This window comes from Synechococcus sp. HIMB2401 (assembly GCF_042883245.1).
Lineage (GTDB): Bacteria > Cyanobacteriota > Cyanobacteriia > PCC-6307 > Cyanobiaceae > Parasynechococcus.
In genome coordinates, this window is record NZ_JBDJKK010000005.1 from 75,955 (window position 1) to 91,140 (window position 15,186).

Below are 15,186 nucleotides of genomic sequence, written 5' to 3' on the forward strand. Positions count from 1 at the left end.
GCGAAATCAGCGGCGGTTCAACTTGCCGCTGACCAGACCTTCAAGATCCAGGTTGACGGAGGTGAAGCCAAGGGCGCGAAAAGCCTCCACCAAAGGCTCACTTTCCGCCAGCGTGAGTACAGCGCGGATCTGCTCGCTGGGCACCTCAATCCGTGCTGCCAAGCCGTGGGAGCGCACACGAACGGAGCTGAATCCCCTGGCAATCAACCAGGCTTCCGCCTGACCCACCCGCTTCAACCGCTCGGCGCTGATGCTTTCGCCATAGGGGAAGCGGGAGGCCAAGCAGGGCTGCGCCGGCTTGTCCCACCAGGGAAAACCAAGGGCCCGGGACAGGGCACGGATCGCTGCTTTGTCGATCGACAATTCCGCCAAGGGCGAACGCACCCCCGCCTGGCGGGCCGCTTCAATGCCGGGCCGGTGATCACCGAGGTCATCAAGATTGACCCCATCAATCACCAACGCGTCTCCAGCCGCCGCGGCAATGGGCTGAAGGTGCTGGTGCAATTCACGCTTGCAGGCAAAGCAGCGATCCACGGGGTTGCTGCTGTAGTCCGGGTCGTTCAACTCAGCCGTCACACACTCCCGATGCGGGATGCCGATCCAGGAGGCTTGATCACGGGCTTCCCGCAACAGATGCGGCGCCAGGGCCGGGGAGACACCCGTTACCGCCAGAGCGGCATCGCCATGGGCTTCGTAGGCCATCGCCGCCACCAGGGTGCTGTCGACTCCACCGGAATAGGCCACACAAAGGGCAGATTGGTCTGCCATCCACTGCCGCAGGTTCGCCAGCAGCTGCTGCTCTCGATCCGCCAAAGGCTCCTGCAACCGAAACATCAGCGGGGAAAACCAGTTGAGCTAGGTAGGCTCCAACGGTAAGAGCTGTCCCCATGCCTCGAAGCATTGGCATCGTCACCGCAGCGGACAGCCGCGAGCGCAGCCATGGGCAGCTGCACATCTATGACGGCGAGGGCAAGGGCAAAAGCCAGGCAGCCCTTGGGGTTGTCTTGCGCACCATTGGGCTCGGCATCTGCGAACAACGCCAGACCCGGGTACTGCTGTTGCGCTTCCTGAAAGGCCCCGGACGGGCCTACGACGAGGATGCGGCCATCGAAGCTCTGCAACAGGGCTTCCCCCATCTGATCGACCATCTGCGCACCGGACGGGCCGATCACTTCACCGCTGATGAAGCCACCCGGTTCGACCGCGACGAAGCCCAGCGGGGCTGGGTGATCGCCAAGGGCGCGATCGCCAGTGCCCTCTACTCGGTGGTGGTTCTGGACGAGCTGAATCCTGTGCTCGATCTCGGCCTGCTGGACCTGGAGGACGTGGTGCGCACCCTCAGCAACCGGCCGGAGGGGATGGAGATCATCGTCACCGGTCGGGCTGCGCCCGCGCCGTTGGTGCGTGAGGCCGACCTCCACTCCGAGATGCGAGCCCATCGCCGTCCGGGCATGAACGACAACCGGGTTGTGCCCCTCAACGTAAGCAGCGGCATCGAGATCTACACCGGGGAAGGCAAAGGCAAATCAACCAGTGCGCTGGGGAAAGCGCTGCAGGCCATCGGCCGGGGCATCAGCCAGGACAAGAGCCATCGGGTTTTGATCCTGCAGTGGCTCAAAGGCGGCAGCGGTTATACCGAAGATGCGGCCATCGCCGCCCTGCGCGAGAGCTACCCCCATCTGGTGGACCACCTCCGCTCCGGCCGTGATGCCATCGTCTGGCGGGGCCAGCAGGAGCCGATTGACTACGTGGAGGCGGAGCGGGCCTGGGAGATCGCACGGGCCGCTATCTCAAGCGGTCTCTACAAAACCGTGATCCTCGATGAGTTGAACCCAACAGTCGACCTGGAACTGCTGCCCGTTGAGCCGATCCTGCAAACCCTGCTGCGCAAACCAGCGGAAACCGAGGTGATCATCACGGGGCGCTGCAAAAACCCTCCCGCCTACTTCGATCTGGCCAGCATCCATTCCGAAATGGTGTGCCACAAGCACTACGCCGAACAGGGCGTCGACCTGAAGCGAGGAGTGGATTACTGAACCCTGGGTTCAGTAGCGAGGGATTTCAGGATTCACCTGCTGAGACCAGGCATCAATTCCACCGGTCACATTCGTGGCCGCGATGCCCTGCTGAGCCAACAGCTCAACGGCCCTGGCAGAACGCCCCCCGAGCTTGCAGTGCACCAATAGGCGCCGTCCCTCTGCCAATGCACGAACGCGATCGATCGCCTCTCCACTCTCCAGCGAGGCCAAAGGAACCAAGTGGCTTCCTTCAATCGAAGCCACCTCTGCTTCAGCAGGATTGCGCACATCAACCAGCGCAATCTCGTCTGGAGCGGAGTCGAGCAGGGCCTTCAGCTCCATGACAGTGATGGCTTCCATCTCCGATGACGCCGGACGGCAGAACTGGCGGTAGTCAATCAGGCTCTCGACCTTTGGTCGGTCGGGATCAACGCGGAGGGTGAGTTCGCGAAATCGCATCGCCAGTGCGTCGACCACCAACAGCCGACCGTCCAGGCACTCACCAATGCCGGTGATCAGTTTGATCGCCTCGGTGGCCTGAAGCAGACCGATCAGCCCCGGCATCACACCCATCACCCCAGCCTCCGAGCAAGACGGAACAGCGTCCGGGGGAGGGGGTTCCGGCAGCAGATCGCGGTAATTGGGGCTCGTCGGCGTGCGGTTGAACACACTGACCTGACCGTCAAAGCGCTGCACAGAGCCGTAGACGAGGGGCTTGCCGAGCAACACACAGGCGTCGTTGATCAGATACCGACTGGGGAAGTTGTCGGTGCCGTCACAGACCAGGTCGTAGGCACCGATGAGATCCAAAGCATTGCCCACATCCAGCATGTGTTCATGCACCTCCACTTGGCAGTGGGGATTGAGGTCGTGCATCCGCGCTGCGGCTGAGCGGGCCTTGGAGCCACCAACCCCGCTGGAGCTGTGGATCACCTGCCGCTGGAGATTGGACAGCTCAACCACATCTCCATCCACGATTCCAATGCGGCCCACCCCTGCCGCGGCCAGATACAGCAACAGAGGGGATCCCAGCCCACCGCTGCCAACACAGAGCACAGAAGCAGACTTCAACTGGAGCTGACCGGCAGAACCAACCTCGGGAAGGATCAGATGGCGGGCGTAGCGCCCCCGCTCATCAGCACTCAGCATCGCGTGGTCATGCATGGTTTTGAGTGTCCCAGAACTGAATCGGGATTTCATCCACACTGCGGTCCCCATGCAGCCACCAGGCCCGCAGGCCAAGCGAGGTAGAGAGGATCAACATCAGACTCTCCGTTTGTCCCAAGCGCCGATCCCGGGGCGAGGGAACGGGCGCGGACGCCGGATGGGAATGGGCCACCCCAAGACAACGTTGGTGGCGATCCCGCGCCCATCGCTGGGCTGCCAACTGCTCCCTCGGATCCACCAGAAACCTGCTGCAACGGTCGTGGACAAGCTGCTGACCGGATGCCCCCCGCCCCCAGACATTGCAACAGGGCCAGGTCGTGGTCAGCCTCAAACAGCCTGAGTTCGTCCGTTTTCCCAGCAGCAAGGCGCAGCCTTCTTCGGGGTGGGGCGCCAACAAAATCCGGCCCAGATCCGTGTGGCATCGGTGATCAATTTGCAGCACGGATGGCGTAGACCCCGTCGCACCGATACGCTCAGCTGAAATTGTGAAGGATTTAGTCGTTCTCATGAGTGACGCCACCACTGAAGTTAAGGATGCCGCCACAACCGTGACGACACCCCTCGAAACCCCTGAGCAAGAGGACACCACCTCCTTCGCTGAGCGCTACAGCGACGTGCTGGGCAAGGTGAACGACACGCTCGATCAGGTCGACTGGGGCCAGATGGGACGCATTGGCAAGATCGTCGGCATCTTTGCCGCCGTGATCATTGCCCAGATCCTGATCAAGGGAATCCTCGACACGATCAATCTGTTGCCGATCGTTCCGGGCCTGCTTGAACTGCTCGGCGTGGTCGTGGTGGGGCAATGGAGCTGGAAGAACCTCACCACCAGCGACAAGCGCAATGCCCTGGTTCAGCGTGTTCAAACCCTCCGGAAGGAGTACCTGGGCTGAGCCTCAAAGCCACCGAGCCAGATCTTTGAGACTGGCTCGGCATTGGCTCAGATAACTCCCCCCAAACAAATTGGCGTGGTTGAGCAGGTGGTACAGGTTGTAGATCTCCACCCGACCGTCAGCGCCTGAAGCCTCGGGGATCACCTCCCGATAACCCGAGCGGAAGGCTTCACCGAAGCCGCCGAACAGCCGGGTCATGGCCAGATCAACTTCCCGATCAGCCCACCAGCTGGCGGGATCAAAAATGCTCCCCCGTCCATCGCTGAGGCTGGCAGCATTCCCACCCCAGAGATCGCCGTGCACCAAAGCAGGACGCGGTTGATGCTCGTTCAAGTTCTCGGCGAGGCGCAGCAACAACGGATTGAGGTCCGTTGAATCCACCTGCAACCCATCAAGGATCTCGAGTTGCGGGCGCAGCCTGAGCTCCACGAAGGCCGATCCCCAGTCATCACGCCACCCACCGGGTTGAGACCCAGCGCCGATGAAGCCATCCCGATGCCAGCCGAAACGAGCTGGGCTGGAGGCCATCGACGACTGGTGCAGCAAGGCCAAACCCCGGCCAAGGGCTGTTTGGTCGCTGCCACCAAAATCCAGCCAAGGCAACAGCAGCACCGCACCATGGGGCAGTGCTGCCAAAGCGATGGGCTGCGGCACAACCAGGAACGAGGCATCGGCTTGGGCATGCAGGGCCTCGAGGGCCTCCGCCTCCACCTCAAACAGGGGTAGGGCGCTGGCGCCACCACTTTTGGCAAACAACACCTGGCCATCAGAGAGGCGAAGTTTCCAGGCCTGATGGATGCAGCCACCACCAACGGGGGAGACGTCTGTGATGACAGCCCCCGCCAACGGGCCGTCCTTCGCGGTGAGATCCCGGCGCAGTTCGCTGTTCATCCTCAGCAGGCCCCCTGTCTTGCCAGCATGGCCCGATTCTTCAGGGCGCCGTGAGCGAATCCAGCGTGATCGTGGTGGGCGGTGGGATCGCTGGCTTAACCGCAGCGGCACTCCTGGCCCGCGATGGCGTCAAGGTCACGCTGCTGGAAGCGCATCAACAACCGGGGGGATGTGCCGGAACGTTCCGGCGTGGTCCATGGGTGTTCGATGTTGGGGCGACCCAAGTGGCTGGATTGGAGCCCGGAGGCAGTCATGCCCGACTGCTGAAGCATCTGGACATACCTCTGCCCAGCGCAGAGCTTCTGGACCCAGGTTGTGTGGTCGACCTCGGCGATGGCTCCCCTCCCATTTCGCTCTGGCATGACCCGGACGCCTGGGCCGCCGAGCGTGAGCGTCAATTCCCAGGCAGCCAGCGCTTCTGGAGCCTTTGCCATCAGTTGCATTCCAGCAACTGGCAGTTCGCCAGCCAGGACCCTGTGGTGACGCCTCGCTCCCTCTGGGATCTCGGCACATTGCTGCGGGCCCTTCGGCCCGCAACGCTGGCATCGGGACTGTTCACAGGTCTGACCATCGCCGATCTATTGCAGCTGTGCGGTTGCGGTGACGATCAACGGCTGCGGCGCTTTCTCGACCTCCAGCTGAAGCTGTACTCCCAAGAACCGGCCGATCGCACGGCGGCGCTGTACGGCGCAACCGTCCTGCAGATGGCCCAAGCACCGCTCGGTCTCTGGCATCTCGAGGGATCGATGCAGGTGTTGAGCAATCAACTGGTGGCGGCCATTGAGCGCGACGGCGGAACGGTGCTGATGAAGCATCGGGTCACCAAGCTGCAGCCCCGCTCATCCGGTTGGCAGGTGACGATCAGCACCGGCAAGGGCACGGAACACCAACGCAACAGCCGTGATGTGGTCTGCAGCCTGCCGCCCCAGTGCCTGCAAGAGTTGATCGAACCGGATCAACTACCCCAGGGGTACCGCAAGCGACTGGACAACCTGCATGAACCGAGTGGTGCGCTGGTGCTTTACGGAGCGGTGCGGCGTGATGCACTGCCACATTCCTGCCCAGGCCATCTCCAGCGGGGCTGCGCATCACCAGGGCCTCTGTTTGTGTCCATCAGCCGCGAGGGCGATGGGCGTGCGCCCCAGGGGCAAGCCACCTTGATTGCCAGCGTGTTCACCCCAACAGGTGACTGGTGCCGCTTGCCGGAGCCGGAGTACCAGCAGCGCAAAACAGAAATGTTGAAGCTGATCCAAGCCGAGTTGAACCGCTGGCTCTCGCTCAAAGATGACGCCTGGTTGCACGCTGAACTGGCAACACCAAGGGGCTTCGCCGGCTGGACGGGCCGTCCTAACGGCATGGTCGGGGGCCTTGGACAGCATCCAAGCCGGTTCGGCCCCTTCGGCCTGGCAGGACGAACGCCCATGCCGGGGCTTTGGCTCTGCGGCGACAGCCTCCATCCGGGCGAGGGCACAGCGGGGGTGAGCCTGTCAGCCCTCAATGCCTGCCGGCAGCTCAGGGCCGAACGGGGTCAACCCCTCAGTTTTCGGAGCTGACTTCCCCAGGTGCCCTCAAAAAATCCGGGCGCAGGGTCTGGGTTCGGCGCAGTTCCAACTCGAGCTGAGACCAGTTTTGCTGGAGCACGGCATCTTCGAGCTGCTCCAGGCTCCAGCGGTAAGCCGCCAAGCCACGCAACACCGCATCCCGATTGGTGGAGGCCATCGCCACCCCCAGCTCGGGATTCCCGCCACCCACACGACTGGTGTCGGCAAAGCCACTGGACGCCAGCACCATGGCCAACTGCCGGATCTCCGGATCCCGTTCATCGCCCACTGCCCGCAGCAGTGCAGCACTCACCAGCACAGGCATGTGGGAAATCAGAGCCACAGCCTGGTCGTGCTGGGACGCGGTGGCCGTCAGCCAATGGCCGCCCACGCTGACGGCCAGATCACGAACCTGGGCCAGAGCAGATGGATCTGTTGCTGCATCGGGAGTCGCGATCCAAGGGCGGCCGCGGAACAGATCCAGCACACCGGCCTCAACGCCCGCCTGAGCTGTGCCTGCCATGGGGTGACTGGCCACAAAGCGGGGATGCCGCTGGCGCCAAGCCTGCAACACAGGTTGTTTGACCGAACCAACATCGGTGATCACCGCTGCTTCAGGCAGGGCCGCAATGAGCTCATCCTGTGGGTTCAGCAGCAAGGGAATGGGCAACGCCAGGATCACCAGGTCGCAACCCGAGAGGCAGCTGGGATCGGTCGACACCGAACCCACCAGCCCTCGGGCCATGGCGCGATCCGCCGTGGCCTGACGATGCACAAGGCCCTGCACCGACCAGCCCCGAGCCTGCAGATCCAGACCAAGGGATCCCCCGATCAAGCCAAGACCAACGATCCCCACACGTCCCGGTTGCATCGCCATCTCTCCCGCAGGGTCGTGAAGCCATGTTGATGGATGGATTGCCATGAACCAATCGCCAGGGGAGCCCTGCTTAGGGTTTGACGATGTTGGAAGCCCAGGCCCACCACCAGATCAAAACTCTGCTCCGTCAGGAGGAATCGGACTGGCCCCACCACCTGACCCTGAGCCGGCTGGTGGCACGAAGCCTGAGGCGTCGCGACACAACACTCGTTCAGCTCCCCCCGAGCAGCAGCGAACGCTGGTGGCTCGGTCTGCTGGTGCCGCTGTGCCTGGCTCCCGAAGCGGGGGCGCTGGTGCTGACGGCCCCCCAGCGCCGGCGTCTGCTCCAGCTGGAATTGCCCCGTCTCCGTAACCAGGGTCTGAGGCTCCCCTGCTGGCAGGGACCGACCCCTCCGGAGGGACCACAGCTCTGGCTGATGGATGTTGGCGAGCTGATTCAGGCCCATCGCGACGGGCACTTGGGCCAACGGCAACTGCTGATCCCGGAGATGGATCAGTTGAGCCGGCGCATGCGCAACGCTCTCACCTTGGAGATCGAGCATCAGCACTGGGATGAGCTGCGCCAGGCCTGTCCTCAGGCGGAATCCGGATTGCTGGAACTGCATGACCGGATGAGCCGGCAGCTGTTCGCTGATGCCACGAGGCCCGATGGCGCCGTGCGACTCGAAGGCTCAGCCGGGCAGGCCCTGCGTGACCTGCTCCAGCTGATGCCAGCCAGCCCTGAACCGTGGAACAACCTCCGCAGCATCAACCCGGCTGAGTGGAGTCAATGGGCTGAACTGGATCACCGGCTGCTCCAGTGGCGCTGGAAGCTGGCCCCCCTCGAACCACTCCAACTGCTGCGGGGGGTTCTGCTGGATCACCCCTGCCTGATGTTCAGCAGCAATGGAGACAACGCCAGGCTTGATCTGGAATTTGAACAGGCCGGCGTTGTCCCCGACGTGCGGGCAACACTGCGGGAACGGGAGCTGAATGAACCGCTCCCCGTCTATGCCCCGCGTCGCCAGCCCCTGCCGAACACCCGGATCTACGCCCAACATCTTCTGGAGGAGAGCAGAAGGCTCATCCTTGGCCAGGCGGGGCTCACCCTTGTTCTGATCAATGACAACCAGCTGCGTCGGCAGCTGACCAGCTCCCTGGCTGCGGAATTCGGACGCCGTGTGGTGCATGAGTCGACAGCACCCGAAACCAATGGCGTGGTGACCTGCAACTGGGACTGGTGGCTGGAGCATCAGGAGCAGCTGCCGGCCCCAGCACAGCTGATTGTCGGCATGCTCCCCATCGCCAGCCTGGACAATCCACTCACCTCGGCTCGAGTGGAGCGGTTGAAACAGCAGGGAGAGGACTGGTTCCGCACCCTGCTGCTGCCGGAAGCCCTGAGCCTGATCCCCGCCGCCATTGCGCCGCTGCGCCGCAGTGGTGGTCGTCTGGCCATTCTCGATGGCCGCCTGCGAGGGCGCAGCTGGGGTGATCAGGTGCTGAATCGACTGGAACCTTGGATTCCATTGCAGCGACTGCTGCCAGAGTGAACAACGCCTAACCTCCCTGCAACGCTCAAAAGTGCATGGGAGAAGCACGCCGCCGGGCTGCCCAGGGCTTACCCCCTCGTCAACCCAAGGTCAGCACCAAAGCCGTGGACACCTCCCCACGGGTCGTGTCCTGGCTTCCGCTCACCCGCAATCAGACGCAGCAGTTCATGGCGGTGACCACCCGCGGCGCCTGGATTGGAATCGGAGGGATGGTGGTGCTTTGGGTGACGGTGCGCTTCATCGGCCCAGCGGCCGGTTGGTGGACGCTTGCGGATACCCCCTGAGCAACCGGCTCAACCAACAAACGAAAACAAAAGAAAACCTTTAGAATGGGTCTCACTGGAGACTCAATTATGTTTCCGCGCCTCGCAGAGCACTATCGATCCGTTGTTGGGGACCTGGTGATGAGCCTGCAGGCCCTCGCCAGCAGCCTTCAAAGCGCGGGTTTCACAGCCACTTGCTATTCCTGTGGCGACGGCCGCGATGGCCATGGAGCTTCGTTTGTGGCCGACATCGGCGATGGCCACATGGTGCGCTTTCTGGTCTCCGACTTCGGCATCAGCTGGGTGGAATCCCGCAACGGCCGAGAACTGGTGAAGCTGGAGGGAGCAGAAGCCATCCAGGAATTGCAGCGGATGGCTGATTTGGCCCAGGAAGGCCAGGTCCGCGCCATGCAGTCCCTGGCCCAGGCCGCCTGAGATCAGGCGGCGGCTTCCGGAGCCTTTGCCACAACGGGCTTGTCAGCAGCCGCCTTCGCAGCGGCGGCCAGAGGCCGCATGGAATTCGACTTCACCTCAGAGCCCTCCGTCAGCTTTTGACGCACCAGCGTTTCGATGGTGGCTGTTGCATCCGGGTTCTCCTCCATCCAGGTGATGGTGTTGTCGCGACCCTGACCGATGTTGTCTCCCTCGTAGCTGTACCAGGCGCCCTTACGGACAACAACGCCTGTCTCTTCGGCGAGATCCAGCAGACAACCCAAGGTGCTGATGCCGCGGCCAAAGAGAATGTCGAATTCGGCAATGCGGAAGGGTGGCGCCACCTTGTTTTTCGCCACTTTCACCTTGGCCCTGATGCCGAATTCCTCTGTTCCCTTCTTGAGGGTCTGAATCCGACGGATGTCGAGGCGAACCGAGGCATAGAACTTGAGCGCGTTGCCTCCAGTGGTGGTCTCTGGATTGCCATAGGTCACACCAATCTTGAGACGCAGCTGGTTGAGGAAGATGACGGTGCAACCCGACTTGCCGATGTTGCCGGTGATCTTCCGCATCGCCTGACTCATCAGACGCGCCTGGGCGCCAACCGCCAGATCTCCCATCTCACCTTCGATCTCAGCGCGGGGGGTGAGGGCAGCCACCGAGTCGACAACGACCAGATCCACCGCCGCCGATCGCACCAGTTGATCAACGATCTCCAGCGCCATCTCGCCGGTGTCGGGCTGAGAGACCAGCAGGTTCTCCACGTCAACGCCCAGAGAAGCGGCATAAACGGGATCCAGGGCATGCTCCGCATCCACGAAGGCCGCCACACCACCACGCTTCTGCACTTCAGCGATCGCGTGCAGCGTGAGCGTGGTTTTACCGGAACTTTCCGGGCCGTAAATCTCCACCACGCGGCCCTTCGGGTATCCACCACCCAAAGCGAGATCAAGGGTCAGCGCACCGGTGGAAATCGTCTCCACCCGCATGCGGGAGGCATCGCCCAGCCGCATGATCGATCCCTTGCCGAAGTTGCGCTCGATCTGACCCAGCACCAGATTCAGCGCCTTGTCCCTCTCGCCGGAGGAACGGGGATCGGAAGCGCCGGATTTCATATCTGCTGGCATGAAAAGGACCTGAAACTAAGGAACGAGAGATCCAATGCCACAGAAGCGCCGAATCATCTCAGGTAGTACAAGCGTACCGTAACGAATCAGGACCATTGCGCCAGGGGGGCCCGAAAACGATCTGGATGGAGCAGGGCAATCCCTGAGGGAAGACAGTTCTGATCCTGCGGGCGAAGATAGCCCCAACTCACCAGAAAACAGGGCAACTTTTCTAACCCTGGGGTTGAGCGCACCGCCTCCAGCGTCGCCCGGCGGTCTTCCACGAAGCCACACAGCCTTCGCTGCTGCTGAAGCTGACGCAGAACCTGAGGCTTGGCGCCAGCCTCACGGCCATCCAGGCGCCAAGGATGCAGGCCAAGGCTGTTCAACAGTTCAGCTGTGAAGGCCTGGGTTTTGGTGGTCAGAACAGACCAGTCCACCCCCTCAGCCTCCAACCGCTGCAGCCGCTCCACCAGACCGGGGAAAGGTCGATGCAGCGCCAACCAAGCCGAACGGTTCTGCTGAACGGCTTGATCTCTGGCGTCATCGAGGGCCGCCTGAAGCTGCTCCGGCCGCCATCCACGCCGTTGCAGTGCCGAAGCCTGCGCCTCCCCATAGGAGTCCAGCCAATCCTGAAGGCTCAGCACCGGCAGCTCCGCGGCCAGCAGAACCATCTCCCAACCGTGATGCACCCATGGCCGCAGCTGTCGGAAGGCGTCAGGCACCCGATCAGGAGTTAAGCCCTCTGGAGCAACCTCAAGACCATGACAGGCATGCCAGGCACTCCACCAGTACTCCGCCATGCCATCAACGATGACCCCGTCGAAGTCGAAGACGAGGAGGGGTCGATCATTCATGGACAAAAACTGGGCCGCTAGGATTCGAACCTAGGAATGGCGGGACCAAAACCCGCTGCCTTACCACTTGGCGACGGCCCATTGATCCGTTTGAACCGCGACCTGCGGATCACCGGAGTACACATAGTTACCCACAGCAGCCAACCCTTCGTCAATCCACCGGGCGAACCAACCGACGGCCGATCAGCGAGGGAAAACCCTCAGGCGTGACATTTCAGCCTCACCGAAGACATCACTGCGCAGTTGGTAACGGCGCACAAGGTCGGCCTGCATCCGGAGAACACGCTCACTGCGAGGTAGCAACTCCACCGGCCTGCCTTGCGGCATCACCACCTGTTCCACCGCAAGCCGGCATTCCTCGAGAGCAGCCAATTCATCGTCCTGAGACGCCCGATCTGGCGGAGTGACCTCTGCGGCTGTTTCGGTGGCCTGACGGCGCAGAAGACGTGCCATGGCACGGGTCACCTGGGGCAGGGTGTCGGACTTGATCACCAGGATCGGGATCCCCAGATCCCTGACCTGACGGCGCAGTGATGGTTGACGACTGAGGCCCAGCCGAACGCTCAACACCACATCAGCCTCACTCAAGTCCTCCACAACCCGCGCCTTCCAACCGTGGGAACGGATGGCCTCTTCCACAACACGAGGTGGAACCCCGCAACAGAGAACCTGCAGATGCTCGGCGCTGGTCTCCTGCGGAGATGATTCCTCTGCCGCACTGGCCCCTCGGGCACTGGCTGCAGGCATGGGCACGGGAGCGGAGACCGGCTGATCCGCAAACGACCGTTGGGACGGAGGGCGCAGCAAACCGGAAGCCTGAGGCGGGTCCACCAGCTGAACGCCCCCCTCAGGCGTCAACTCGCGCTCCTGAGCCCTTGGCTTCAGGCCCCGGAGCAGTTGATCCACGGTGGCGGCAACGTCGGTGTGAACGGCCCAGCGCTGCCGGCTGTGCATTTCAACCGCCACCGGAAACGTTGGTTCGGCGGCGCGCTCCAACACCGTTTTCTGACTGCGCCGCCGCCGGGCCTCCTCATCCCCGAGGGTGACCGCCTGAATGCCCCCCACCAGATCGCTGAGGGTGGGGTTCTTGATCAGGTTGGCCAAAGCATTGCCGTGGGCTGTGGCGACGAGAACCACACCACGTTCAGCGATGGTGCGCGCGGCCTGCGCCTCCAGCTCCGTGCCGATCTCATCGATCACAATGACTTCGGGCATGTGGTTTTCCACCGCCTCGATCATGGTTTGGTGCTGCAGCTCAGGCCTGGCCACCTGCATGCGGCGGGCCCTACCGATCGCGGGGTGCGGGATGTCGCCATCACCGGCAATCTCATTGCTCGTGTCGATCACCACAACGCGCCGCTCCAGCTCATCGGCAAGCACCCTGGCGATCTCGCGCAACGCCGTTGTCTTGCCCACACCCGGGCGCCCCATCAACAACAGGGACTGCCCTCCATCCAGGAGGTCCCGCACCATGGCAACGGTGCCGAACACGGCACGGCCCACCCGGCAGGTCAAACCAACCACGTCACCCTGACGGTTGCGGATCGCGCTGATCCGGTGAAGCGTTCGTTCGATTCCCGCCCGGTTGTCGCCACCGAACTGACCGAGCCTGGCCACCACAGCCGTTAGATCCTCGCGAGACAAAGGCGTGGAACCCAACGCCAGGGCACGGCCTGGATAACGCGCTTCTGGAACCCGACCCAGATCGAGCACCACCTCAAGCAACTGCTCTCGCGCTTCTTCCAGCCGCAACTGCTCCTGCACGGCATCCGGCAGGAGCTCGAGAAGGCGATCCAGATCGTCGGTGACCCGTTGCGTGCCCATGGGATCTGCGCGTTTCAGCCTTCTAGCAAGAGCGCTGCAGCCATGGCGCAACCAATGGACGCGCTAGGGAGAGGGCACGCTTCCAACCCTCGGGCCATTGCCACAGGGCAAGGCCACGGGTTTGCGCCTCATCCAGCACAGGCATCAGCAAGCGACGGGCCACACCACCAAAGGCGATGCCAGCCGGCCGCTCCGTCGAACGCAAGAACTCCAGCGTTGCGGCGTTGGTACCACCGGCCAGCTGCAGCGGGCCCGGCGGGGCCAGACTCCGCATGGCACGCCAGAGCTGAACTGCAGCCCGCGCGGTGCCAGCCCCCACATCGCCGCTCATCGGACGCCCATCTAGCTGCCAGAGGGGTCTGTAACCGGCTTGCCGCAGGCGGGAGTAGCGACGCCAAAGCAAATCAGCCAACTGATCAGCCTTCACGCCGTGGCCCTCCAAGCCGGAGCTCACAGCCAAGCGCCGCAAGGGAACCTTGTGCTGCTGAAGGCTTTGGATCAGCGTTGCGAAGCCCTCGTCATGCCCAGATGCGGTGTGAATCTCCACAGCATCGGGCTGAATCGATTGGAGCAGGGAGATCACCTGCTCAGGGGCCAAACGGTGGTCGCGCTCCTCGATCAAGCCATGGGGGCAAGCCGGCAGGCAGCGGCCGCAGCCATAGCAACGCTGCTGGTCGATGCCAGCACCAGGCGGAATCGCTGCCGCCGGACAGATCCTTTCGCAGGGCCGCGGACAGTCCACAGGGCAGCGGGCTGGATCGAACCAGGCCTTGCGGAAGTGAGCATCGATGCCATCGCTGAGGCTCACCATCAGCCAGGGGCGACGACCTGTTTGCGCCTCAGCCCAGTCCAGACCGCGACGCGCTGCGAGGGCAACCGCTGGGTCGGCCGCCACATCAACACAATGAACACCAACAGCCGCAAAGACTGCGGTCAGGTCGGCAATGGCCGGCAGATCCTGGTTGCTTGCCCCACAGATCAGCTTGACCCAGCGCCCCTGAACGAGGGCGTCGTCAGGCGTCAGACCTTCAGATATGTGGTCATCGGTTCCCACTTCAGGCTGCGAGCACCACCCATCTCCACGATGATGCGTAAACGCGGTTCGCGCTTGCACAGATCGCAGAGAGAAAGAAGTTCAGAGCGCGAGAGCACCTGGCCTTCCAGCAGCCAGAGAGCCACGGGAGCATCACCTTCAAATAGGTCGCCGAGCTGAGGAGCCACCTCCTGCACTTCTCCCACAGCAGCTCCACGACCAACACTTTGATGGCCGAGATGGGGCGGACGGATGCCGTGCTTCTGGGTGAGAAACACCTCCGGATCACCAAGACCACGGGCCGATGTCATGCGGGTGCTGTAACCGGCGCCGCGCAGACGTCTTAATAGACGGGTTTCTGCACCGCCTTCAAGCGGAGCCTGCACCGCCAAGCAGCCATTGGCTTCGAGATCACGGCGAAATGCCTGACCGGTGAGAAGCAGAGGCATGGCAGCTACAGGGATTGGACGAGATTCTGGCAGCAGGCAGAGGGATCAGGGGAGAGGGAAGGTCGGTGTTGTAGGTTCGTTGTTTGTTCTGTGTTTCTGTGCCCGTCCGCTAGCCGGGCCTCCAGTCGGCAGAACAGATTCGGCGATTGCGTCGAATCCCCAGGCCAGTACGGAAGCTTTCTTCGGAGATCTCCGTCGGGAAACTGCAACAGCACATCGTGCAGATGCAAGTCCCAGCCTCGCTGAATCGTTCGCTAGCCCATTCGAATCCACTCCTTCGGGAGTTCCGCTTCGAACCACGTCTGC

General features: G+C 62.8%; 16 protein-coding genes and 1 tRNA gene. 6 read left to right on the top strand and 11 right to left on the bottom strand.

Going from position 1 to position 15,186, the window contains the following annotated elements; all coding sequences use genetic code 11:
- Window positions 1-6: 6 nt before the first annotated feature.
- Window positions 7-834, bottom strand: a complete 828-nt coding sequence (gene larE / locus AAXE93_RS11215; protein WP_390130810.1) for an ATP-dependent sacrificial sulfur transferase LarE — start codon at window positions 832-834, stop codon at window positions 7-9.
- Window positions 835-887: 53 nt separating this feature from the next.
- Here larE and AAXE93_RS11220 point away from each other — a divergent pair, with 53 nt between their 5' ends.
- Complete coding sequence (locus AAXE93_RS11220) at window positions 888-2,036, top strand: cob(I)yrinic acid a,c-diamide adenosyltransferase (protein WP_115160560.1); 1,149 nt, start codon at window positions 888-890, stop codon at window positions 2,034-2,036.
- 9 nt (window positions 2,037-2,045) lie between these two features.
- Here the strand turns inward: AAXE93_RS11220 and moeB are convergent, their stop codons facing one another.
- Together moeB and AAXE93_RS11230 are read right to left on the bottom strand one after the other, a co-directional pair.
- Window positions 2,046-3,182: a molybdopterin-synthase adenylyltransferase MoeB gene (gene moeB, locus AAXE93_RS11225; RefSeq protein WP_390130812.1), complete on the bottom strand. Its 1,137-nt coding sequence runs from the start codon at window positions 3,180-3,182 to the stop codon at window positions 2,046-2,048.
- Window positions 3,175-3,693, bottom strand: a complete 519-nt coding sequence (locus AAXE93_RS11230; RefSeq protein WP_390130814.1) for a M67 family metallopeptidase — start codon at window positions 3,691-3,693, stop codon at window positions 3,175-3,177. The genes moeB and AAXE93_RS11230 overlap by 8 nt, the downstream gene beginning before the upstream one ends.
- Here AAXE93_RS11230 and AAXE93_RS11235 point away from each other — a divergent pair.
- Window positions 3,692-4,078 (top strand): CAAD domain-containing protein, encoded by a 387-nt coding sequence (locus AAXE93_RS11235; RefSeq protein ID WP_390130816.1) that lies wholly within the window; start codon window positions 3,692-3,694, stop codon window positions 4,076-4,078. The two genes, AAXE93_RS11230 and AAXE93_RS11235, sit on opposite strands and share 2 nt — an antisense overlap.
- Window positions 4,079-4,081: 3 nt before the next feature.
- Here AAXE93_RS11235 and AAXE93_RS11240 read toward each other — a convergent pair whose 3' ends face one another.
- Complete coding sequence (locus tag AAXE93_RS11240) at window positions 4,082-4,969, bottom strand: fructosamine kinase family protein (protein ID WP_390130817.1); 888 nt, start codon at window positions 4,967-4,969, stop codon at window positions 4,082-4,084.
- A gap of 50 nt (window positions 4,970-5,019) precedes the next feature.
- Between AAXE93_RS11240 and crtD the strand changes: the two genes are divergently transcribed.
- Window positions 5,020-6,522, top strand: a complete 1,503-nt coding sequence (crtD, locus tag AAXE93_RS11245; protein WP_390130819.1) for a C-3',4' desaturase CrtD — start codon at window positions 5,020-5,022, stop codon at window positions 6,520-6,522.
- On the opposite strand, the gene AAXE93_RS11250 is transcribed toward crtD, so the two are convergent.
- The gene (locus AAXE93_RS11250) at window positions 6,506-7,387 is read right to left on the bottom strand and encodes a prephenate/arogenate dehydrogenase (protein ID WP_115132343.1); all 882 of its coding nucleotides are present in this window, start codon (window positions 7,385-7,387) and stop codon (window positions 6,506-6,508) included. The genes crtD and AAXE93_RS11250 overlap by 17 nt on opposite strands.
- Window positions 7,388-7,470: 83 nt before the next feature.
- Between AAXE93_RS11250 and AAXE93_RS11255 the strand changes: the two genes are divergently transcribed.
- The 3 genes from AAXE93_RS11255 (at window position 7,471) to AAXE93_RS11265 (ending at window position 9,614) form a co-directional block, all read left to right on the top strand.
- Complete coding sequence (locus AAXE93_RS11255) at window positions 7,471-8,916, top strand: helicase (protein WP_390130933.1); 1,446 nt, start codon at window positions 7,471-7,473, stop codon at window positions 8,914-8,916.
- A 35-nt stretch (window positions 8,917-8,951) separates the two neighbouring features.
- On the top strand, window positions 8,952-9,200 hold the full coding sequence (locus AAXE93_RS11260) for a DUF2839 domain-containing protein (protein WP_390130822.1): 249 nt from the start codon (window positions 8,952-8,954) through the stop codon (window positions 9,198-9,200).
- Between the two features lie 69 nt (window positions 9,201-9,269).
- Window positions 9,270-9,614, top strand: a complete 345-nt coding sequence (locus AAXE93_RS11265) for a DUF1815 family protein (protein WP_390130824.1) — start codon at window positions 9,270-9,272, stop codon at window positions 9,612-9,614.
- 2 nt (window positions 9,615-9,616) lie between these two features.
- Here AAXE93_RS11265 and recA read toward each other — a convergent pair whose 3' ends face one another.
- From recA to AAXE93_RS11295, 6 genes are all read right to left on the bottom strand, one after another.
- On the bottom strand, window positions 9,617-10,738 hold the full coding sequence (recA, locus tag AAXE93_RS11270; protein WP_115132346.1) for a recombinase RecA: 1,122 nt from the start codon (window positions 10,736-10,738) through the stop codon (window positions 9,617-9,619).
- 86 nt (window positions 10,739-10,824) lie between these two features.
- Window positions 10,825-11,574, bottom strand: a complete 750-nt coding sequence (locus AAXE93_RS11275) for an HAD family hydrolase (RefSeq protein ID WP_390130827.1) — start codon at window positions 11,572-11,574, stop codon at window positions 10,825-10,827.
- A 9-nt stretch (window positions 11,575-11,583) separates the two neighbouring features.
- Window positions 11,584-11,655 (bottom strand) — tRNA-Gln (locus AAXE93_RS11280).
- Between the two features lie 102 nt (window positions 11,656-11,757).
- The gene (locus AAXE93_RS11285) at window positions 11,758-13,398 is read right to left on the bottom strand and encodes an AAA family ATPase (protein ID WP_390130829.1); all 1,641 of its coding nucleotides are present in this window, start codon (window positions 13,396-13,398) and stop codon (window positions 11,758-11,760) included.
- Between the two features lie 22 nt (window positions 13,399-13,420).
- Window positions 13,421-14,452 (bottom strand): LdpA C-terminal domain-containing domain, encoded by a 1,032-nt coding sequence (locus tag AAXE93_RS11290; RefSeq protein WP_115132349.1) that lies wholly within the window; start codon window positions 14,450-14,452, stop codon window positions 13,421-13,423.
- The gene (locus AAXE93_RS11295) at window positions 14,419-14,880 is read right to left on the bottom strand and encodes an NAD(P)H-quinone oxidoreductase subunit N (RefSeq protein WP_390130831.1); all 462 of its coding nucleotides are present in this window, start codon (window positions 14,878-14,880) and stop codon (window positions 14,419-14,421) included. The genes AAXE93_RS11290 and AAXE93_RS11295 overlap by 34 nt, the downstream gene beginning before the upstream one ends.
- Window positions 14,881-15,186: the final 306 nt, after the last annotated feature.